This is a genomic window from Gracilinema caldarium DSM 7334 (assembly GCF_000219725.1).
Lineage (GTDB): Bacteria > Spirochaetota > Spirochaetia > Treponematales > Breznakiellaceae > Gracilinema > Gracilinema caldarium.
Map to the genome: position 1 here is coordinate 2,309,909 of NC_015732.1, position 21,302 is coordinate 2,331,210.

Annotated in this window: 15 protein-coding genes and 1 tRNA gene; 8 read left to right on the forward strand and 8 right to left on the reverse strand. The window is 46.9% G+C overall.

The annotated features are described in order from the left end of the window. Positions 1-21 precede the first annotated feature (21 nt). Positions 22-3,057 carry a periplasmic flagellar collar protein FlcA gene (gene flcA, locus SPICA_RS10455; RefSeq protein ID WP_013969476.1) on the reverse strand — a complete coding sequence of 1,012 codons (3,036 nt, stop codon included), beginning with the start codon at positions 3,055-3,057 and terminating at the stop codon, positions 22-24. A 42-nt stretch (positions 3,058-3,099) separates the two neighbouring features. Between flcA and SPICA_RS10460 the strand changes: the two genes are divergently transcribed. Continuing rightward, positions 3,100-3,879 carry an early set domain-containing protein gene (locus SPICA_RS10460; protein WP_013969477.1) on the forward strand — a complete coding sequence of 260 codons (780 nt, stop codon included), beginning with the start codon at positions 3,100-3,102 and terminating at the stop codon, positions 3,877-3,879. Positions 3,880-4,181: 302 nt separating this feature from the next. Here SPICA_RS10460 and SPICA_RS10465 read toward each other — a convergent pair. Both SPICA_RS10465 and SPICA_RS10470 read right to left on the reverse strand, forming a co-directional pair. Beyond that, positions 4,182-4,254 (reverse strand) — tRNA-Met (locus tag SPICA_RS10465). Between the two features lie 91 nt (positions 4,255-4,345). After that, entirely contained in the window at positions 4,346-4,957 is a 612-nt protein-coding gene (locus SPICA_RS10470; RefSeq protein WP_156789668.1) for a PrsW family glutamic-type intramembrane protease, read from the reverse strand. Between the two features lie 157 nt (positions 4,958-5,114). Between SPICA_RS10470 and SPICA_RS10475 the strand changes: the two genes are divergently transcribed. Genes SPICA_RS10475 through SPICA_RS10485 form a run of 3 tightly spaced genes read left to right on the forward strand, consistent with a single transcriptional unit; the run spans position 5,115 to position 8,852 of the window. Continuing rightward, complete coding sequence (locus SPICA_RS10475; RefSeq protein ID WP_013969479.1) at positions 5,115-5,690, forward strand: shikimate kinase; 576 nt, start codon at positions 5,115-5,117, stop codon at positions 5,688-5,690. A 33-nt stretch (positions 5,691-5,723) separates the two neighbouring features. After that, positions 5,724-7,784 (forward strand): EAL domain-containing protein, encoded by a 2,061-nt coding sequence (locus tag SPICA_RS10480; RefSeq protein ID WP_013969480.1) that lies wholly within the window; start codon positions 5,724-5,726, stop codon positions 7,782-7,784. Positions 7,785-7,787: 3 nt separating this feature from the next. Next, positions 7,788-8,852 (forward strand): sensor histidine kinase family protein, encoded by a 1,065-nt coding sequence (locus SPICA_RS10485; protein WP_013969481.1) that lies wholly within the window; start codon positions 7,788-7,790, stop codon positions 8,850-8,852. 73 nt (positions 8,853-8,925) lie between these two features. On the opposite strand, the gene SPICA_RS10490 is transcribed toward SPICA_RS10485, so the two are convergent. Then, positions 8,926-10,032, reverse strand: a complete 1,107-nt coding sequence (locus SPICA_RS10490) for a 6-phosphofructokinase (protein ID WP_013969482.1) — start codon at positions 10,030-10,032, stop codon at positions 8,926-8,928. 97 nt (positions 10,033-10,129) lie between these two features. On the opposite strand from SPICA_RS10490, the gene SPICA_RS10495 reads away from it, so the two are divergent. The 4 genes from SPICA_RS10495 to SPICA_RS10510 are packed head-to-tail and all read left to right on the forward strand — an operon-like array spanning position 10,130 to position 16,690. Further along, positions 10,130-12,310: a putative glycoside hydrolase gene (locus tag SPICA_RS10495; protein WP_013969483.1), complete on the forward strand. Its 2,181-nt coding sequence runs from the start codon at positions 10,130-10,132 to the stop codon at positions 12,308-12,310. 56 nt (positions 12,311-12,366) lie between these two features. Further along, positions 12,367-14,538 carry an alpha-glucosidase gene (locus SPICA_RS10500; RefSeq protein WP_013969484.1) on the forward strand — a complete coding sequence of 724 codons (2,172 nt, stop codon included), beginning with the start codon at positions 12,367-12,369 and terminating at the stop codon, positions 14,536-14,538. An 11-nt stretch (positions 14,539-14,549) separates the two neighbouring features. Further along, the gene (locus SPICA_RS10505) at positions 14,550-15,233 is read left to right on the forward strand and encodes a DUF4867 family protein (RefSeq protein ID WP_013969485.1); all 684 of its coding nucleotides are present in this window, start codon (positions 14,550-14,552) and stop codon (positions 15,231-15,233) included. Between the two features lie 20 nt (positions 15,234-15,253). Further along, complete coding sequence (locus tag SPICA_RS10510) at positions 15,254-16,690, forward strand: MFS transporter (RefSeq protein ID WP_013969486.1); 1,437 nt, start codon at positions 15,254-15,256, stop codon at positions 16,688-16,690. 114 nt (positions 16,691-16,804) lie between these two features. On the opposite strand, the gene SPICA_RS10515 is transcribed toward SPICA_RS10510, so the two are convergent. The 4 genes from SPICA_RS10515 to SPICA_RS10530 all read right to left on the reverse strand — a co-directional run bounded on the left by SPICA_RS10515 (position 16,805) and on the right by SPICA_RS10530 (position 21,170). Continuing rightward, entirely contained in the window at positions 16,805-18,121 is a 1,317-nt protein-coding gene (locus SPICA_RS10515) for a fucose isomerase (protein ID WP_013969487.1), read from the reverse strand. A gap of 7 nt (positions 18,122-18,128) precedes the next feature. Next, positions 18,129-19,010: a carbohydrate ABC transporter permease gene (locus SPICA_RS10520; protein WP_013969488.1), complete on the reverse strand. Its 882-nt coding sequence runs from the start codon at positions 19,008-19,010 to the stop codon at positions 18,129-18,131. Beyond that, on the reverse strand, positions 19,007-19,774 hold the full coding sequence (locus tag SPICA_RS10525; protein ID WP_237255854.1) for a carbohydrate ABC transporter permease: 768 nt from the start codon (positions 19,772-19,774) through the stop codon (positions 19,007-19,009). The genes SPICA_RS10520 and SPICA_RS10525 overlap by 4 nt, the downstream gene beginning before the upstream one ends. Positions 19,775-19,904: 130 nt before the next feature. Further along, complete coding sequence (locus SPICA_RS10530; RefSeq protein ID WP_013969490.1) at positions 19,905-21,170, reverse strand: ABC transporter substrate-binding protein; 1,266 nt, start codon at positions 21,168-21,170, stop codon at positions 19,905-19,907. Positions 21,171-21,302 lie beyond the last annotated feature (132 nt).

Sequence of the window (21,302 nt, forward strand, 5' to 3'; positions counted from 1 at the left end):
ACTCAGCTTATTTTCATCTTATCATTTTTCAAGTAACTCCTCCCATAAAGATGGCTCAAGGACGTCCTTATCTATAGGACTGTATATTTGCCTTTCATAGTTTTTAATCGGATACAAACTATTTCGAGTATTTAGAAACGCAAGGTTCTTAGATCCTGAACGAACCATACGTTTTGGATCCCTTGTAATGAGGTCCCACGCTCTTGAGGATTCGGCATACAGAGCAAGGGCTTGGGAACGAAGTTTATTATCACCTGTGACCTCTGCTAGGCTTTCTAAGGTAACAGCTAGATTGTTCCGGGCCATCATAAGGCGTTCCACTAATTCCATATGGTCAGGCCTATCATTTGGAACCAACATTGGGAATCGGGATCGTTCTGTTTCAAGAATATCAAGAAGACGATTGTAATATCCCTGAGCCGCATGATAATCGCCCCGCATATATGTTGCATTACCAAGGGCCAACAATAAACGACGATTCAGAGGAAATTCGAGGGATGTAATAAAAAATTTTTCTAAGGCCTCAGCCCAGTTTTTATTAGTATAATGTATGACACCAATACGATATTGGACTTCTGCAGGGGCCCACCCATTTTCAAGGGATGACATATAGTGCTGTAAAGCACTTTCATAATTTCCAGCACTAAAATATTCTATATCTGCAAGATCAGCATACAGTCTACCAAATTCGGATGAACGTGCCAATATTCGACGTTGCACAGCATCCTCATAAACTTTCAATCCAGCAACCAATTGAGCCTGAGCGGTTATAAATTCCCGATTATTGCGAAGTAGTAGAGCATAACGACGATAGGTATCGATATGGTACCCAATTCTGCGTGATGAAAGCTCTGGGGCAGTATCGAAAACTGAAAGAGCCTTTTCAAGCATTGCCTGTTCATCAACAGGTTTACCAAATTTGGAAAAATACCTTGCAAGATGATAGTATCCTTCCGGAATATTTCTATCAGTTTTAATTGCTCGTTCAAGAACCTCTCGTAAACCTTCAATTCTGCTAATATTTTTATCTGGAACCCCTTTAACATCCTGTAATTTTTTATCTAGCAGATATCCCCCCATTTCAGCGAGGGTTGCTCCACTAATTTTCCGCTTCTTTGACTCCATAAAATAGACTTGCAAAGGTAGTACTTCTGCTAAATTATCAGTACGGATAAAATACTTTAGCATTCGTTCAAGAACGGGATCTTCCTTTCCATAACGTTCCATATAACGGGCAAAGGCTTTTCTTGCCTCTTCATAACGAACTGGTTCCATATCTCCCCAAGCAAGGTTAACATCCCCTAAGGCAAGTAAACCATCCTTATCGTCAATAGCATAATCAAGTATATGGTTTCTCAAAATTCTATCTGCTTTAACATAGTTATTCAGATATGTTGCTTCAAAGTGTGCAAATTCCAGAGCGCCCTTTTTATCCCGGGGATAATAACGTAAAAGTTCTTCGTATTTCTGCTCTGCATAGATGTATTGTCGTTTATCCCTAAATTTTTGAGCGTACTTAAAAAACCAAGACTTTTTTCGCCATAGATTAAAGGCCTCAAAAAATCGTTCATTGGCGCGTTGGTAATCTCCTGCATCAATACGTTCAAAACCCTTTTTATAAATTGATTCAGCCTTTAACGGAGTGTAAATAAACTCAAAACTCAAATAAAAAATCGATGCTGTAAGGAGTACAATAAAGGTAAATAATTCTAGAATAGGCAACATCCTATGGCGGAAAATATAAGCAAAACTAGCTTGTTCAGCCTCTAGTGCTTCGCCTGTCTTTTTTTCAAAGCTTTTAGGGATTGGAATACTTCGTCCTAATATCTTACTAGCAAAAGATGCTGTTTCCTTTGCAGAAGAACCACGAATGAGCATTTTTATCAGGGTACTAAGCTGTTCAGGCAGTATTGCCTGCTCAGCGATCAACTCCTCACAAGCAATTCTAAGATTAAGAGGATACGACGTGAGAGTTTGTTCAAGCTTTTTAAAATCTTCTTCAGAGAGGGTTATTTCTTCTACAATGGGGATTGGAATATTCCCTTTTTTACCTGAAGCCTCAGAAGCTTTTTCTATCGAGGCAGGCTCTTTAGTCTGCATAAAGAGCTCATCAATACCTGATAAAGAAAAATCCTCTACACCAGAAAGCCCTCCTTGAGATACATCAAGTTTATTAGTGATATCTTCATTGTCATTATGGATTTCTTGAAACGATTCAGATCCAAGAGAAAATTCATCATATTCACTGACTTCTGATCCCCCAAGAGAACCAAGATCCCCAAAAGTACTTGATGAAGAAGGAGGTAATGTATCAGGGCTTGTTTCGGGAAAGGATCCTTCAAATTCTGGAATGGAAAAGTCAAATTCCTCTAATTTTGATGAAGTTGTAGGATTTTGTGATAGTTCTGTGGTCTCTTGGGTTTCTTCAAAACCAAGTTCTTCTCCTCCTGAGCTTTCTAGATCGAGAATATCTGAAACTTGTTCTGTTGTTCCTTCATCATCGCCTGCTAATGTTTCCTCAACAACAGATTCTTGAGGTGTATGTATCAATTTAGAATCCTGCTCTGAACGGCTTTCTTCAATTTCTTCAGAAAAACCTTGCAATAAATCATCAGGAACCGAAAAGTCCATATTCTCTGGTACATCCACATGCTCAGTTTGATCAGAAAGAGTTTGCGGCAAACCAGTATCCAATACAGATTCGTCTTCTGTATTCTTCGGCTCCGTGAGGGCTTCTTCGCTGATAGAATCCAGGAAACTACCGAAGTCAAAATCTTCTTCGGTGGTCGAAGAAGTAGTAGATGGTTTTTCAAGATCATCTAAAGAAAAATCAACTTCATCAACCTGGTTGGATGGACTAAGTGAAGCCATCGAAGCAACTTCAGATGAAACTTCAGAAGGGGCATCTTCGCTTGTACTTAGTTCAATTGGGATCGGTTCCGTATCAGGCAGAGGAAGATCATCATAGCCTTCCCCTGATTCTTGGAGGACAAAAGGCTCTCGACCTATGTTCTTTAATGAGGCTTTAAATTCCTGTAAATCCTGCAAAGAGGGCATACTCAAGATATTGAAGCATTGTCCGATAATTGTAAAGAACATATGAAACGCTTTGTGCTAATCTTTTTGCTCATCATCTTCCAAACTACCCTATTCAGCCTTGACATGGAATCTTTTCGATTCGTTGACCACCTTTTATCCATAAAAAATGCCGGGGCACCAGAAATTTTTGAGGATGCAATCATCTTCACCTTTCCGTCGAGCACTCGACGAGTAGGAGTAGCCTTTGCTCATGAAGGCTTCGGAACCGTTCATTGGTTTAAGAAATTAATGAAGGTAGCAAACGAAATTACCCTCGAGACTCAAAATACAAGTACGAAAAAGAAACCGACCAATACTAATCCTGTTTATGTAGATTCGGGGATTTTATTCTATGTCTATGAATTCCCCGAACATATGAAGGAGCTTTCCTATCGGCTTATCATCGATGGACTCTGGATAGCAGATCCCAATAATCCCAACTTCCGTATGGATCCTTCTACAGGAATAGTGCAGTCTATTGTAAAGCTGCCTGAGGAGTACCCACTGGATATTGAAAAAAAGCCCATCGTGTATACTGCACCATCAGGAAATCTTCGGTTTGTGTTTGATGGAGAATCAGGCCAGCGAGTTACTGTGGCAGGGAGCTTTAATAACTGGGATCCTTTTATGTATGAATTGCATGAAATTCGCCCTGGACATTATGAAATGATGCTTCCCTTGGCTCCGGGGACATACCGCTATGTTTTTTATTATAAGGGAGAGCGCGTTCTAGACCCTAACAACCCTAGAAAAGTATATACAAAGGAGGGGTATACAGCATCTGAAGCTATCGTACGATAATTCATCCTGTACTGCATATGTCAGTACCCTGTCGTCAGCACCTTGCCAGACCAGCAACCACCATAGGCAGTGTCCCGAGGCAAGATACTGTGAGAAAAACCCTTTTACCCGGATTTGTCATGATTTTACTGCGATTTTTGCATTGCAGAGCTACAAAAAAAGTGTATCACTCGGTTAAATTTTAAGAGACACCTAAGCACATGCTTATAAGATTTGGATGCAAGCTCATGGTAGGTTTCTAAAAACCATAATTTTTAGAAGTCCCTTCAAAAAGCTTCTTGTAGGGGCTATTTTTAATTATTTAGCAGGGGCAGGACTCGAACCTGCGACCTCCGGGTTATGAGCCCGACGAGCTGCCAACTGCTCTACCCTGCGTCGTAAGCTACTGAACCATAACAAATATCTAAATTTAAGTCAAGTATACCGATTATCAAACTTCAACTTTTTAGTATCGTATCATAGAGGTTCATTGAGAAATGGTATCCTTTCGGTCTATTTTTGTAAGGGCAAGAACCGATATAAGGGCGATACAAGCAATTGCTATCGGAATGACTGCAAATGCTGCGGAAAAAAGTAATAATAGATTATAGAATCCATGAATTAAAATAGCACTTATTCCGTAAAAAAGAGCTTTACCTATATTCTTGGATTTTTGGCTGGCTGTACCAAGAGACCATCCATAATATACCACTAGGGCTATCCTTGCTGAACATGCAGCATGAAGTGGTGCGGAAGTTATGGTACGGATAATGACTAGCTGAAGATTCAGTAAACCATAGGAAATGTTTTCTATCATTGCAAACACGAAGCCAGCTAAAACACCTCTGTAAATCATTATGTCTCGAGAAGCATACATTGTGAATGTTTGTGGTATGGTTCTAGATTGCCCCATAATGGGAAGAATTACTAAAATAAGCCAAAATGTAATAAGTCGCCCCAATTCTTCAGTAAAAGCATTCCGAACCAAAACACTGTAGAGCAGTGAAAGAATAGTGGTGTTTGTGTTCATTGGAAGTAAAAGCTGGAACATACTACCAATAAACAGAGAAAGACATCCAATAGCCATAGTAGAAAGCATAAATCCTATTTTTATCGAGGGAAATGTATACTTTATATAAAGGCCTGTTATTACTACAGGTAAAACTGAAATACCGACAATACTAATTAAATAAATAGGCCCCTGCAATTTGTAGTACCCCCTTGCCTATTGTAGCAAAACAATTACTCTAGGGTCTATGGAACAATACCACATACCATCAATCATAATATTAGTTGGGCCTAAGCATTCTGGGAAAACAAGCACCGGAAGAGCCCTCGCAAACTTAATCTCAGGCACCTTTTTTGATCTAGACAATGAAATTACTCGGATTTATGGGAAATCTCCCAGAGAGCTGTTCAATGAGGGAGAACAGATTTTTCGAAACGCTGAGTTAGAAGCTGTACAGAAACTTCTGCAGCTTATTAATAATAAAGATACTAGCTATCTTGCTAAGCCAATTATCGTTGCAACTGGCGGTGGAATAGTCGATAATTTTAAGGCTATAACACTGTTACAACAAACAGGCTTTATTATTTATTTAGAATTATCTTCCCAGACAGCCTGGGAACGGATTTGGTATACCGCAGAGCGCAGTGGTGACCTTCCTCCCTTCCTGAAAACCGAAAATCCGGAAACCACACACCGCAACCTACATGTACGTAGATCTCAGCTCTATCGGGACCTGGCAAACCTCATTATTGACGCTGAAATTGAACCACCAGAGGCCCGAGCTCAAGAAATTCTTAAAAAACTCAGCCAGAAAATACCTTGACCTATGTTACAATTACATTATACTTAGACCAATATGGCTAATGAACGGGTTCTGATTGTTGAAGATGAAAAAATAATTGCCCTTGACCTCCAACGCCGTCTCGAACGTTTTGGTTATACCATTTGCGAAACCTGTTCTGAAGGTGTGGATGCTATAGAAAAGGCAAAACTCCACAGCCCAGATATCATATTGATGGATATCATGCTCAACGGTCCCATGGATGGCATAGAAGCGGCTAAAATAATTAAACAAGACCTGAGAATTCCTATTGTTTTTTTAACCGCCTATATAGATGACCGAACCCTGGAGCGGGCAAAAACTGCAGAACCCTATGGATATATACTGAAACCCTTTAAAGAACGGGAACTCTATACCGCTATCGATATTGCACTCTATAAATTCAACTCAGAACAACACATAAAAAGACAAGAACGGCTTTTTTCAGCGATTTTGCACAGTGTAAATGATGGACTTATCGCGGTAGACAATGATTTAGCAGTACTTTTTATAAACCCTGTAGCTTCTCATCTAAGTGGATGGAACGAGGAAGAGTGCCAGGGCAAACCATTACATCAAATGATTTCAATGATAGATTCAAAAACCCTGAATCCTATACTTCCATCTATGCTTCCCGAAGGAGAGATTTCTAATAAATTTCACGATGTGATCCTTAAGGGGCGGCTGGGACAATCCTTTGTGTTAGATGGGGCAATTACAAAAATACACCAGGCAGGAAATGAAGTAGAAGGTTACGTCATTGCCTTCAGAGACGTTACCGAGCTGAGAAAGCTTTCTGCAACAGTGGACTACCAAACCAGTCATGATAAATTAACAGGGCTGGGTAATCGGGAAGATTTTGCTAATAAATTGCAGGCCATATTGGAAGAACTAGTTCGGTATGGTGGCACTCACACCCTTCTTCAATTAGACGTAGATCGCTTTAAAATTGTCAATGATACCTGTGGTACCTTGGCAGGGGATGAACTGCTTCGTCAGGTAGCCACCTATATTCAGACCCTCACCCAACGAAATGATATCGCTGCCAGACTGGGAGGAGATGAGTTTGCGGTGGTTCTGAAGGACTGCGTTCTGGAGAATGCACTGCAGGTAGCTCAGCGTCTGCAAGAGGCAGTCCAGAATCATAAATTTATTTGGCAGAATAACTTATTTCCTATTACCCTTAGTATAGGTCTGGTTCCTTTAAGTGGCGAAGATATAGATATTCACATGGTTATGGCTGCAGCAGACGATGCCTGCTATATTGCAAAGGAGGAGGGGGGCAATCGTATCCGAGTATTCCAGCGGGATGAAGAAAAATACATACTCCGCCGGGGTCAAATGGAGTGGGTAAGTAAAATAAACCAAGCTTTAGAGTCCAATAAATTCAGACTCTGGTATCAGCTCATTGAGCCAATAAGGCCGCTTCCAGGGATACATCCTAAACTGGAAATCCTTATCCGCATGGAAAGCGATGATGGTTCCATTGTCAGCCCCGGCGCCTTTATCCCTTCCGCTGAACGGTATGGCCTTATTTCTACCATTGACCGATGGGTTTTTGAAACAACCATAAAAGCCTGGGTCCAATTAAAAACCCAGAACCATGAGCTGGTTCAGCGGCTTTTTTCTGTTAATCTCTCAGGAGCGACCTTACTTGACGAAACCTTCATCGATTTTGCTATTAACATCATAAATAAATATGGGGCAAGCCCGGGTAACTTCTGTTTGGAAATTACCGAAACCTCAGCGATTCAGAATCTTTCCTATGCTATCCGCTTTATCGAAAAACTGAAAAGCCATGGCTTTACCTTTTCCCTAGACGATTTTGGTTCTGGCTTTTCATCCTTTAATTATCTTAAAAACTTACCAGTAGACTACCTGAAGATTGATGGTTCTATAGTCCAGAATATTGATGAAAGCCTCATCAACTTCACAATGGTAGAATCCATCAATTCGATGGGGCATGTTATCGGCTTAAAAACTATTGCAGAATTTGCACGAAATCCCTCTATTGTGGAGCGGCTGCATCGGATAGGTGTGGATTATGCCCAGGGCTATGCAATCGCTGAACCAAAACCATTGCCCTATACTCATTGATCGATGTTCGAAGAATTGCATGTGCTATCGGTTGAACGGCAGCTCTATGCAAGGTTATATAGCTGCGAAAAACCAGCTCAAATTTTTATCATTCTAGAACAAGCAATCAGGCAATTACTACCCTTTGAAGGCCTCTACATTCGTTATAAAAATCAATATAACGAGGATTTAGAACAGCTTTATGGCCCAAGAGGATTGGAAGCAAAAAAAGCCATAGAGACCGAAGCAAAGGATGAGATTTCTGACTTATCATGGTTTCAGTTTTCCTTCGGTGAGGGCCATGGATTTCAGGGAATGTTATCGCTCGTCTTCGAACGGCAACCAAGCCCCAGTATACTCTGCAGTATCGAGCGAATGATACAATTCTGTTCCCGTAGTCTGTATCAGTATGAATTATTACAAAGGATTGCAAATTATGCAAAAGAACAGGAATTACTGTTACGGGAGCTACGACATCGCACTCATAACAATTTACAATTTATGCTTGGGATATTCCCCTATCTCATTGGTACTTCAGAGGAATTATCTACAGAGTATAAAGAACAATTGGAACAACGATTCCAGGGCCTTATTCATTTAAGCTCTATTTGGGATACCCAATCTATCGATGCCATGGTCTCTGCCCCTTCCTATTTCATCTCTGTAGTGCGAACTTTACGACAGCTCTGGATTGAAGGGAGAGGAAGTCTCGAACTTTCATTAGAGATTGATGAAACCCTTGTGCTTTCCAAAGAGATGGCCACATCGATGGCTCTCATTGTAAATGAACTCATTACCAATACCTTAAAACATTCACAGGAAATGTTTCCTATTATCAAACTTAACATTGAACAAAAGGAAACACAGCTTTTACTTGATTACGAAGAAATCACCACAGGGTACAGCGTAGTCGACACGGTTTACGAACAAGCACCTCTCTACCAACCTGGTGCAAACAGAGGAGGAGAGGGTAAAGGTATTATCAAGGGACTGGTTAGCCGTGTGGGCGGTTCTATTCTTTCAGATACTATGCCTGGAAATATGACAGTATATCAATTCAGCGCGTCTTTCCCTCTTGCAAGAGACTAAGGGTAGTACAACAAAGGGGCCTGTTAATACCTGCTAATAACTGTTGTTTTTATGTTGCCACAATTACTTTATCCTATTCATTACCCAGACAGGTACCAACTGATCGGGCGGTGTCGATCATGTAGTGGTCTTCGGGAACCGTTTTAACCCGCCCTGCGGGCTCGCTCAGGTCTACTGAACCTACTTCATTACCCTTAAGGCTGACCATTTTGCCGTATTCACCCCGGGCAAGGAGTTCCGCAGCGGCGGTTCCAAAGGTGGTGGCCAGGACCCGGTCCCAGGCGCTGGGTATACCGCCCCGCTGGAGGTAACCTAAAACGGTAACCCGGGTTTCCATTCCCGTTTCTGCTTCAATTTCCCGGGCTACCCGGTAGCCGATGGAAGGCTTTGCGGTCTTTTCACGGTACTTTTTCCGTTCCTTCTTATCCATTTTTGCTTCTTCTACCGACTGGGCCCCTTCGGCTACAACCACTATGGAGAAGCTCTTGCCGTCCCGAGCCCGCTTTAAGAGGTGCCGGCCTATGGCATCGATATCATAGGGAATCTCAGGGATAAGGATAATGTCCCCGCCGCCAGCGACCCCTGCATACAGGGAGAGCCAGCCCGCCTTATGCCCCATAAGTTCAATCACCATGACCCGGTTATGGCTATGGGCGGTGGAATGCAGGCGGTCGATGGCTTCGGTGGCGATTGATACGGCAGAATGGAAGCCAAAGGTCATATCGGTGCCGACAATATCGTTATCTATCGTTTTGGGGAGACCGATCACATTCAGTCCTTCCTGGGAAAGCAGATACCCCGTAGTATTGGTTCCATTTCCGCCCAGGACCACAAGACAGTCCAGATTTAACTTTTTATAATTTTCTTTAATTACTTCTACCTTGTCCTGTCCCACATCGGCATCATACTCGCCATTTCGGGACTTAAAGGGCTTTTCCCTACTAGTTCCAAGAATGGTACCGCCCCGGGTTAGAATACCAGAAAAATCTTCAGGCCTCAGGAGTCGAGCGTCACCATCGATCAATCCACGGTACCCATTAGCGATCCCAATGATGCTCATGTTATAGCGGTCATAGGCTGCCCGGCACACGCCCCGGATGGCGGCGTTAAGGCCGGGGCAATCCCCGCCGGAGGTAAGAATTCCTATGGTCTTCGTGACACTTTTCTTGCGATCTCCCATCAATGGCCTCCTCTCTGGTATTCAGTATAAAATGGTCGCATGGCTTTGTACAGGCGCCGAGCTACACAAAAGGCTTCTTTTAGGATATGGTAGGGTTATGCGGAAGTTTCTCGTTCTATTTGGTTTTATTTCAGTGCTGTCCTTAGAGGCCCAAACAGGTCTAAAGGGGACCATCATCCGGGAAGCCGGACCCTATCAGAGTCTCCTGCTTGGTACCACTGGGGGGCTGTACCGGCTTTCAGAAAATAACGCTCCGGTTCTGCTGTGGTCCGGCGGCTTGATAAAAAAAATACTGTCCTCTCCTCAGGGGTACTATCTGCTTACGGACCGGGGAATATGGTTTTCCCGGGACCTGACCAATTGGGAGGAGCGGAACCAGGGGCTCCCGATAAAGGTGCTTAAAGAGATTGTTCAGGGGAAAAAACAATTTATCCAGCAAATACAGGATCTTAAGGACCTGGAATATAATCTTTCTGACCCGACGATGCTGGTTACGGCTACCAAAGATGGGGTATTTCTTTCCCGGGATGGGGGAATATCCTGGAAGAATCTGGGGATGCCTCCGGCTAAAACCAATGGGCTAAAGGCGGTGGCGGTGGCTGATTTGAATGGGCCCGTGGTTTTTGCAACCCATGGAATTTATGGAGTCTATGCCCTTGCGTTAAAGTCCACCGAACCGGCAGGGGGGAACTCAGGTTCAGCGAAAACCCCTGGGACACAAAAATGGATACCCTTGAACCAGGGCCTGGAATTGCATGAGACGACAGAAAACCCCGATGAGGTGGCGGATATTCTGGCAGATACCAGTTCCGGAAGAACTCGCATTTTTGCCCTTCAGACGTTTCGGGAGCGGCTGTATGAACTTAATTGGGAAACCAAATCTTTTAACCTGCTGTATAAGGGTGGGGATGATTTTAAAGCCCAGGATGGGCTTTTACGGCTGAATAACAGTCTTTTATATATTCAGCAGGGGAATCTGGCTCGTTTTTCTTTACCAGATACGGCTAACACCGATTCAGAATCAGCAAAGGCCATACCTACCACGGACCAGATGATGGCGGCACTGCGAAAAGCGGAAGCGCTCATCCCGGAAAGGCTCATGACCGCCGCCTTTATCCCATCATCAATATGGAAGAGCTCTGGGGCTGTACCGGTTAGCCTATCCGAATTATGGCTCCTGCAGGAACCCTTTGGACAGAACAATGGGAAGCCCTTTTTAAAGACCGCCTTGAACCGGGAAGGCCTGTACCTGCCGGTGAACCACGCGCTGGATCAGAAGGCCCTGAACCGCTATGTGCAGATTCTGGACAGCAAAAAACTTAACATGGTGGTCATTGATATGAAGGATGATTACGGCCGGCTTCGGTTTGCTCCGCAGAATCCTGAAATTACCGCCAAAGGCAGAGTGTTTAATCCGATTAATCTAGAGCAGTTTGTTTCTACCATGAAGGCCCATGGGGCATATCTGGTGGCCCGGGTGGTGGTGTTCAAAGACCCGGAACTGTATAAAAAGGAAGGGGGTAAGTACGCGGTTTGGGATTCGGTTCTGAACAGTCCCTGGCAGGGCTATTACGAAAATGCCGATGGGACCCGTACGGACTATGATGAAAAATGGGTGGACCCCTACTCGGAAGAGGTCTGGGCCTATATTGCCAATATTTCCCAGGAATTGCACCAGCGGGGTTTTGATGAGATTCAGTTTGATTATATCCGTTTTCCCACCGATGGCCTTAACCTGAGCCAGGCCCGTTTCCGTTGGCGAGATGCGGGTATGGATATGGAAAGCGCCATTCTTTCCTTTTTGCGTTATGTACGAAGCCATGTGGATGCACCCATATCCATCGATATCTATGGAGCAAACGGCTGGTATCGCACCGGCGCCCGGACCGGCCAGGAGGTCGAGGTTCTTTCCCGCTACGTAGATGTCATCTGTCCCATGTATTATCCGAGCCATTTTGAGCAGACCTTTTTGGCTAACAATCCGCCGGAACTGCGACCCTACCGTATTTACTATCTGGGGACCCTGCGGGCCATGACTATTGCCCGGAACCAGGTGATTATCCGGCCCTATATGCAGGCCTTTTACATGAATGTGGCCTATGACCGGAAATATTACAACAATGATTATGTCCTGCGTCAGCTTTTAGGGGTACAGAATGCGGGTAACTTCGGCTATACCTACTGGAATAACCTGGGCCGCTATGACGAAATTCCCCTGCCTGAAACGAGACTGACCGCTGGTCCTGCCCTGCTTTTTAAATCTGTAAAAATTGATTGACGGGTCGGTGAAACCATGATTTACTTACTTAGTGTAAGTAAATCATGGAGTATCCAATGACCCCAAACCAAGAGCCCCTGCACATCATCACTGATAAGAAAAATCTGAGACTGCTCTTTAAGGGCGAAGAAATTTTCGCCCACTCGCCGGAACAGCCCTTTGTCTATGCTGGCAGAGGTACCGGAAACTACCGTATGTTCCGGGGTAATTTTCATATTTCTGAACGGCTTAAAGAGCTAGTAGGTTTGCAGGATTGGGATTTGCTCGAGTCTGAGCCAAACCGTCTGGTAATTCGCTTTAGCCAGGGCTGTTCAATTTATCATGGCAGAAAAAGTCATTACAACCTGATCCTCCAGGCGGCTGTGGTGTCTGATCGGCTTGAGCTTTCCTGTACAACCGAGACAGAAACCGGCCAAGCCCCACAATATAAGCCCAATCGGTGGCGCTTCCATTTTTCAGCCCAAACCAATGAACAGGTCTATGGCTGCGGCGAACAGTTTAGCTACTTGAACCTCCGCGGCAGAGCCTTTCCCCTGTGGACCAGCGAACAGGGTGTAGGGAGAAACAAGAAAAGCTATGTTACCTGGCTTGCCGATGTGGCTGAAGGGGCCGGCGGTGACTATTACTGGACCTTTTTCCCCCAAACAAGCTTTGTAAGTTCCCGGCATCTGTGGTGCTATGCGGACTGTCCTGCCTATTCGGTCTTTGATTTTTCTGCTCCTGATCACCATGAATTGTATTTCTGGGACCTGCCTTCCCGTTTTGTATTCGGACTTAAACCTAGCATGGTCGAAACCATTCAGGATCAATCGGCCTACTTTGGCCGCCAGGGTATGCTTCCCGATTGGGTGATGGAGGGGGTAATCCTCGGCGTTCAGGGGGGAACCGAAACCTGCGAGCATAAACTTGCCGTGGCCCGAAAGGCTCACGTTCCTGTGGTTGGGATCTGGGCCCAGGACTGGGAGGGAATCCGGATAACCAGTTTCGGCCAGCGACTGCGCTGGAATTGGGTCTGGGACCAGGAACGGTATCCAGGTTTGGACCGGGCCATAAAAACCTGGAATCGGGATGGGGTCCGGTTCCTAGGGTACATTAATCCCTATGTTTTGCAGGACCATTCCCTGTTTCAGGAAGCCGAACCGCAGGGGTACCTGGCAAAAAATGGGGAGGGCCGCACGTACCTGGTGGATTTCGGCGAATTTTATGCAGGAATAGTGGACCTTACGAATCCCGAAGCATTCCGGTGGTTCAAAGGGGTTATTAAACACAACTTGCTTGATTTCGGGTTATCCGGCTGGATGGTTGACTTTGGCGAGTACCTGCCCACCGATACGGTGCTCTATTCGGGCCGTTCAGCAGAGCTGGCCCATAATGAGTGGCCTGCCCTCTGGGCCCGCTGTAACTATGAGGCGGTCCAGGAGTGGTATCAGGACCACCCTGAAAAACAGGGACAAATTGTGTATTTTATGCGGGCCGGCGGGCCCGGTTCGCAGAAATGGTGCCCCCTCATGTGGGCAGGGGACCAGAATGTGGACTGGTCCGAGGATGACGGGCTTCCGTCGATTATTCCGGCGGCCCTGTCCCTGGCCATGTCCGGTCATGGACTCCACCATAGTGACATCGGCGGGTATACAACCCTCTTCGGTATGAAGCGCACCAAGGAACTCTTTATGCGCTGGGCCGAACTGGCATCTTTAACTCCGGTCATGCGGGGCCATGAGGGAAACAGACCCCGGGACAACTGGCAATTCGACTCAGATCAAGAGACCCTGGCCCACCTGGCTCGGATGGGGCATCTGCATCGTGCATTGTTGCCCTACCTTAGGACCCTGGTAGTAGAAAACGCTGAAAGGGGTATCCCGGTTATGAGGCCCCTATTCCTGCATTATGAAGAGGATTCGGAAGCCTGGCATATCAAGGACCAGTACCTGTTAGGTCCCGACCTCCTGGTGGCCCCTGTGTTAGAGCCGGCAAGGAATGAACGAAAACTTCACCTGCCTCCGGGGATATGGTGTCATCTCTGGAGCGGCGAAACCTTTCACAGCCCCGGACCGGCGGGTATGAGCTGTACCGTGCGGGCGTATCTGGGGGAGCCACCGGTCTTTTATCGCGCCGGTACTGCATGGGAAGCCCTCTTCCGGGAAGCTCTTACAACCTGTGAAGCCCTGTATCCCAGCCGGCCCGTAAGCAAGACCGATGCGATTACGGTACAGGATATATCCAAATAAGGAACCACAAAATGACTATCGAAACCCTACGAACACTGAATCCTGGACTTAACTTTATTACTGCAGAAGACGACCACTTTGCCCCATTCGGCAGAACTTTTAAGCACCCCCATATGGGGGCCATCCTTGAACAAGCCAACCCTCTTGTTCCCGACGGGCTCGAAGAAAACCAATATGTAGCATCAGTTCCTGAACTGGAGGCCCTGCCGGGCAAGGAGCTCTATGACCAGATATTCGGAGCAATTTCCATACAGGTTGGTTTTGTGGTAGGGCCCAATATGAGCCTTAACGGTCTTGAATATCATAAATCGCCGGAAGTATTAATCGCCTTGACAGACCAGGTCTTGCTTCTGGGAAAATGGGAAGATATAGATCCCGACTGGCAGTATGATTCAAGCCAGGTGATTGGCCTGTATCTAAAAAAGGGAGACGCCATAGAATTATATCCTAGAACGCTCCATTTTTCGCCCTGCCGTGTACAGGATGGGGGCTTTAAAAGCCTCATCATCCTCCCCCGGGGCACCAATACCCCCCTCTCTGAAACAATCCTGGAACAGCGAACACCGGGAACCGAAGCTCAATGCCTTTTTATGAAAAATAAGTGGCTTTTAGCCCACCCTGAACGAAAACCGCTTATGCAAAAAGGTGCCTATCCCGGTATTCGGGGTAAAAACATAGTGGTGCAATATAGGTAAATATCTAAAGGAGACTCTCTATGGCAGAACAGAAAAAACGGCTTGGGATCGGAGCTCTGATATCCTATGGTATGGGAGACATCTACGGCGGCGGGTCCTTTTTAATTATTTCGACCCTGTTTATCTATTTTCTTACCGATGTGGTGGGCCTTTCGCCCCTGCTCGCAGGGCTGGTTGTATTGGTTGGCAAAGCCTGGGATGCCATTTCAGACCCCCTCATGGGGCTCATTTCGGATCGCACCAAGTCCCGCTTCGGCCGCCGCAGGGTTTACTTTTTAGTCAGTATTATTCCTGTGTTCTTAAGCTTTTGGATGCTCTGGCTCACCCTGCGCTTTGAAAACCAACTGGCAACCTTTTTCTATTACCTCTTCAGCTACGTTCTGTTCTGTACGGTCTACACGATTGTTATGGTCCCCTACTCGTCCCTGCCCACCGAAATGAGCGGCGACTATCGGGAACGGGCCCGGCTGTCCGGTGCCCGGATGTTATTTTCTCAGCTCTCAGCCCTCATAGCAGGGACTATACCGGGCTTCCTTGTTAAAAATGTATACCGGGACAACCCCTCCCAGGGCTTTTTCATGGTAGGCCTCATCTTTGGACTCCTCTATGCCCTGCCCTGGATTATTGTATTCCTGGGAACCTGGGAAGAGGATATTCCAACAGCCCGAAAGGCTCAGCATAATGCGGGGCTTATACAATCCTTTAAGGATCTCCGAAGTCTCATTTCCTGCCGTTCCTTCAGACTTCACATCGGGATGTACCTTCTGGGCTACACTGCCCTGGATATTTTGTCCGCATCCTTTGTGTATTTTGTGACCTACTATATTGGCCGGGGGAATATTTATACCCTCTGTCTCGGCTCCATACTGATTTTCCAACTCCTTTCCCTGCCCCTGCACATCACCATCGCAAATCGTATCGGCAAGGGAAGATCCTATGCCATCGGCGCGGGGATTGTCTTCCTGGTGGCAATCTTTTTTATCACCCTGACTCCTGCAAGTCCCACCATATTGATTCTCGCCTCCTCGGCCTTGCTCGGCCTGGGACTGTCTCCTGTGGTGGCCATGCCCTGGGCAATGCTGCCCGAATCCTCCGATGCGGATGAGCTTACCAACCATATTGAACGGGCAGGCAGTGTGGCTGGGGTATTTACGCTCTGCAGGAAACTGGTCCAGGCAGTAACCCTCTGGTTTTTTGGCGTTTTATTGCAGGCTATCGGGTACAGTGCCGGGGCAACCCAGCAGTCAGCCTCAGCAATCCAGGGGATTCGGTACATTTTCGTCTTTGGTCCCCTCCTTTTTATCGGACTTGGCACTATACTGGCCATTCTGTACCCCATTACGCCTAAAACCTTTGCTTTAATGAGAAAAACCCTGGAAGCAGCCCGATCAGGCCAGGCTTCCCCCTGTACCGAACCAGAGGAAGCATCACTGAAAAGGATTACAGGGAAGAAATAGACAGAAAGGATATTAAAAGGCGCCTCTCATAACTCCATAAGCATTTTAGAGGCGTCTCATATAAAGGCGAATTAATTCATCAATAAAAATAGCAAATGCCCTTTGCTTTATTTTTTATTTTACAATCTCCCAACCTTCTATGTGAGCCAGGATTTCAAAGGGTTTAACATAGGTGCCATACACCACCGAGGCATGATGGGCGATGCCGTTATTTACCACTGTTGCGAGTACATCTTCAACCTTCCGTTCGAACACAACCTTCATATAGGTGCCTTTAAGGAGCTTGTCCATGGGTACAGCTCTGGCGGTATCCAGAAGGAGCCGGAACTTGCCATCGCAGGAATCGAGCCGGAGGATTGAAAGGTCACCGCTTTTTAGTACAAAGTCCGCAGTAACGCCCTTGCCGCCGGCAAAATAGGTATCCAAGGACCGGACACAGCGGCCATCCCAGAGGTTGCAGGGGGCCACACCGCAGTGCCAGAACAGGGCAAAGTTCTGTTCCAGATCGATCTGGGAAAAATCGAACAGGAAGGGAGTTTCAGCCCCAACCGCCCGGTGGGCCAGCATGGAGAGAGCTCCTTCCACATCCCCCTCGCAGGCCAGGATCCGGTCCTCCGCCTGGAGGAGGCTCATGGCGGCACAGGGACTGATGCCATAGGTGGCGGCAAATTCGGGCCAGCACCGGATAGCCAGAGCTGTCAGCCGCTTGGCAGTCAAAAAGGCATCCAGCTTAGCCGAGAGGGCTGCCACCTTATCAAGCTGGTCACCGGTAATTCCAGAAACATCAAAGACCTGTTGCAGCTGTTCCTTACGGCGGGCTACCTCTGAGTCAGGCACCGGGTAACTAAATACCTCATCCAATTCAAAATGGTCCACCAGCACGCCAAGCTGATTATAGAGAGCCAGGTCGGCGGTGCTCAGGTTAAAGAAACCGTGGGCCCGGTACCCGATAATCCCGACCCGGGCGGTCGAAAGGGCTATCCTGACCCGGATTGCATCGAGCCAGTCCTGGTCCATGTCGGGCCGAACCACCACTCGGTAATTCCGGATACCACCCTTGTACAGGTTCGAGGCATTCAAATTGGCCCCGCACACTGAATTGAGCCGGATTTTTCCACCATCATAGGGCAGTTCCGGCAGGGCCCAGAGCAGTATGGGCTTTTTCACCTGTTTTGCAATCACCAGTGCCAGATGCCCCAGATGAAAGGTGCCGGAAATAATGGCCACCGCATCAACCCGTTTTTCTGCGAGCAGTTCCGCAGCCTTTTCCGCTTCCTCTACTTCGATAACCAGATCTTCCGGAGTAACGAGGGTTACCTGTTCCAGTTGAGACAGGTCCTGCCGGAGCTTTTTCCAGATTTCCCCTGCGGTTTTCCAGTCATAGGTCTTCCGTGCCAGGCAGACCACACCGAGGGTAATATGTTGTTTCATGTTCATCCTATCCTTTGACCGCACCGGCGGTCAGCCCGGAAATGATCCGGTTATGAAGCATCGTATACAGGGCAATGCTGGGAATGATCGATATCATAATGGCGGCATACATGGAGGTATAATCCGTCACGAATTGGCTGGTAAAAAAGCGGATACCCAACTGCAGGGTACGGCTGGCGGAAGAGCTTGTGAGCAGAAGGGCCATAATAAACTCATTCCAGGCATAGATAAAGCAGAAGGTTCCCGCCGTAACGAGCCCCGTCTGAGCCAGGGGCAGTACAATTTTTGTATAGCGCTGAAGAAATGAACAACCATCGATGACCGCCGCTTCTTCCATTTCCTTTGGAATGGATCGCATAAAAGCAGTTACCAGGAATATCGATACGGGTATATTGATGGACCCATAGACGATGATGAGGGCGAGGAGGCGGTCATAGAGCTTAAGGCGGGTAATGAGGGTAAAATAGGGAACCATAAAGGAAATAATAGGCACCAAAACCCCGGCGGTGAGCAGGGTATATATCAGTTCCCTGCCCCGGAATTGTTCTCTTGCAAGGACAAAGCCGGCCATGCTTGTTACAAGGAGGTTTAATAGCACCGCACCAAAAGCAACGTAGATTGAATGGAGAAACAGGGATGGTAGGTTTGCCAGCTTAAGGGCGTTTTCATAGTTAGTCCACTGTAAAACCTTGGGTAAGGTAAAGGGAGAGACTTGCAATTCCAGGTTGGTTTTTAATGAAGAAATAAAAAGCCAGACGAGCGGAAAGGCTGCAATGAGGAAAAAGAATGCAAGGACGGTTATAACGCCGATGGTACCCGCAAGAGCTATAATCCGCTGAAGGGGGCGCTGTTTCATTGTGTTTATCTGCTGTAGTGAATTCGCTTTCATTGGGCAGCCTCCGCCATGGGATCATTTTTAGAAAGCAGGGAACGGATCAGTACAATAAGAACGGTCCCAAGCAATATCAGTATGGCTCCGATGGCGCTTGCCTCCCCATACCGGAAGGCATCCATTTTATTGTAGAGCTGTATGCCCATGGTGGTGGTGGCATAGGCTGGGCCGCCGCCGGTCATAAGGAAGGTGGCCTCGAAATGGCGCATACCATAGGCCATAGCCAGGGTGATGCTGGTCACCAGGGTCCCGGTAATCGTAGGGAGGGTAATCCTGAAGGTTTGCTGAATCACCGAAGCGCCGTCAATCTCGGCGGCTTCATAGAGGCTGTCTGGAATATTGCTGATCGCCGCCAGGATGATGATCATAAAGTAGCCGATATAAAGGACCGACTGGGCGATTACGGCAGTCAGGGCGGTGGCGGTGTCCCCGAGCCAGTTGTGGCCCTTCATGCCCACCAGTGCAAGGAGCCCATTTAAAAGCCCATAGGTGGGATTATAAATAGCCTTCCAGAGCATGGCCAGGGCCACCGCTGATATAACATTGGGAAGAAAGTAGAGGGTCCGCAGGAATTTCCACAGGGGAGGCTTGCGGGCTAATATAAGGGCTACCAGGGTAGCCAGGGGTATTTGGATAAAACCGGAAGCAAAGGCCCAGATAAAGTTGTTCCGAATTCCCAAGGTAAAGGTGCTGTCGGAAAAAAGCTTTTTGTAGTTTGCAAAACCTACAAACTGAGCTTTTGATATGCCGGTCCATTCCATCAAGCTGGTTATACTGATGAAAAACAAAGGATACAGAAAAAAGGCCCCATACAAGATCAAGACGGGAGCGAGAAATATCCCGATCCCCAGTCTATGACGGCCAGAGAAGGTGCTCCCGCCTCGTCTCATATTACCGTTTCTCCTTGGCTGCCACAGCTTTCATAAATTCTTCCGGAGTAGCCTGGCCGAGGGCCATCTTGGCTAACTGCTGGCCAAATTCGGCGACGACCTCAGCGCCCCGGGCGCCTTCCAGGTGCATCACGTTAAAGGCAGATTTGTTGGATAGATCGTAGAACTGCTTCATCAGGGGATCCACCGCATCCGCATCGGTCAGGTCAAAGGAGACAGCGAACATGGCCCCAGAGGAAAGGGCAATCCGCTTTACGTTTTCAGGCTTGGTCATCCATTTTAGGAATGCAATCTGGGCGGCCTTCTTAGCGGGATCCTTGGTATTACCTGCGGCAATATTTGCTTGGAGGAAACCAATCATGGCATTTTTATAGGTTCCAGCGGCAGGGGCGGGAGCCACTTTCGCATTGGCAAAAACCTCGGGGGCTTCTTTCTGGACCCGACCAATATACCAGGGGCCATTGGTAAAGAGCGCAGTCCGGCCAGCCAGGAAATGACCGCCAGCCACACCCGCATCGCCGCCCACTGCATCGGGGGTCGTATTTCCATTTTCATACATTTTCTTGAGCAGGGCCGCGGCCTGGACAAAAACTGGGTCGGTAAGGGGTTTATCCCAGACTTTGGGGCCGCCGAGAGATGCGGCAAAATGGGAGAACCAGAGCATGCTGGTCCAGGCATTGGTACCACCAGTCATCTGGCTTGCGGGGGTAATACCTGCGGCCTTGAGCTTTTCAAAGACGGTCCACATTTCATTGACTGTCTTGGGATAGGTAACACCCACTTTTTTCAGGAGGGCCTCATTATACCAGATGGGGGTGATGGCAATTTCATAGGGAATCGATTTCATGACCCCATTGATGGTAGCCTGTTCCAGGGTGCCTGCCTTAAAGGAAGCCTTCCAGTCGCTGGTAATTTCCTTGGAGAAATCCAAAAGGAGGTCAGATTTGTAATACTCAGCGGTGGTTGGATTCAGTTTCAGGGTAAAAATATCAGGGACAATGCCTGCGGCAATAGAGGTACGAATCTTCTGTTCGTATCCATCATAATCGGGCTGGGGCTCAATTTCTACCCGGATTTTCCCTGCATTAGCTGCATTAAATTCGTTAACCAGTTTTTCCACTTCCGCAGCCTTGGAATCCTTGCCAACCCAGATGCAGGGCCATTTAAGCACTACTTCCTTGGAACCGGCATCTTTCTGTCCTTCTGCCATAGAAAAAAAAGATGTTGCCAGTAAAAGGATACCTATCAATCCTAGCGTTCGTTTCATACCGAACCTCCTTTGTTTACTTTCACTAAGTAAGTAAAACATGGAAACCCACAGTTGTCAATAAAAATGTCAAGAGAGTAACAGCTTTCAAACAGCCGATAATGATATTGATCCCGAAGTATCGAAACGAGC

What these genes read in the sequence shown, in the direction of transcription:
- flcA (WP_013969476.1), bottom strand. Translation starts at nt 3,057, where the DNA reads ATGCCCTCTTTGCAGGATTTACAGGAATTTAAAGCCTCATTAAAGAAC.
- SPICA_RS10460 (WP_013969477.1), top strand. Translation starts at nt 3,100, where the DNA reads ATGAAACGCTTTGTGCTAATCTTTTTGCTCATCATCTTCCAAACTACC.
- SPICA_RS10470 (WP_156789668.1), bottom strand. Translation starts at nt 4,957, where the DNA reads ATGCTTTCTACTATGGCTATTGGATGTCTTTCTCTGTTTATTGGTAGT.
- SPICA_RS10475 (WP_013969479.1), top strand. Translation starts at nt 5,115, where the DNA reads ATGGAACAATACCACATACCATCAATCATAATATTAGTTGGGCCTAAG.
- SPICA_RS10480 (WP_013969480.1), top strand. Translation starts at nt 5,724, where the DNA reads ATGGCTAATGAACGGGTTCTGATTGTTGAAGATGAAAAAATAATTGCC.
- SPICA_RS10485 (WP_013969481.1), top strand. Translation starts at nt 7,788, where the DNA reads ATGTTCGAAGAATTGCATGTGCTATCGGTTGAACGGCAGCTCTATGCA.
- SPICA_RS10490 (WP_013969482.1), bottom strand. Translation starts at nt 10,032, where the DNA reads ATGGGAGATCGCAAGAAAAGTGTCACGAAGACCATAGGAATTCTTACC.
- SPICA_RS10495 (WP_013969483.1), top strand. Translation starts at nt 10,130, where the DNA reads ATGCGGAAGTTTCTCGTTCTATTTGGTTTTATTTCAGTGCTGTCCTTA.
- SPICA_RS10500 (WP_013969484.1), top strand. Translation starts at nt 12,367, where the DNA reads ATGACCCCAAACCAAGAGCCCCTGCACATCATCACTGATAAGAAAAAT.
- SPICA_RS10505 (WP_013969485.1), top strand. Translation starts at nt 14,550, where the DNA reads ATGACTATCGAAACCCTACGAACACTGAATCCTGGACTTAACTTTATT.
- SPICA_RS10510 (WP_013969486.1), top strand. Translation starts at nt 15,254, where the DNA reads ATGGCAGAACAGAAAAAACGGCTTGGGATCGGAGCTCTGATATCCTAT.
- SPICA_RS10515 (WP_013969487.1), bottom strand. Translation starts at nt 18,121, where the DNA reads ATGAAACAACATATTACCCTCGGTGTGGTCTGCCTGGCACGGAAGACC.
- SPICA_RS10520 (WP_013969488.1), bottom strand. Translation starts at nt 19,010, where the DNA reads ATGAAAGCGAATTCACTACAGCAGATAAACACAATGAAACAGCGCCCC.
- SPICA_RS10525 (WP_237255854.1), bottom strand. Translation starts at nt 19,774, where the DNA reads ATGGAATGGACCGGCATATCAAAAGCTCAGTTTGTAGGTTTTGCAAAC.
- SPICA_RS10530 (WP_013969490.1), bottom strand. Translation starts at nt 21,170, where the DNA reads ATGAAACGAACGCTAGGATTGATAGGTATCCTTTTACTGGCAACATCT.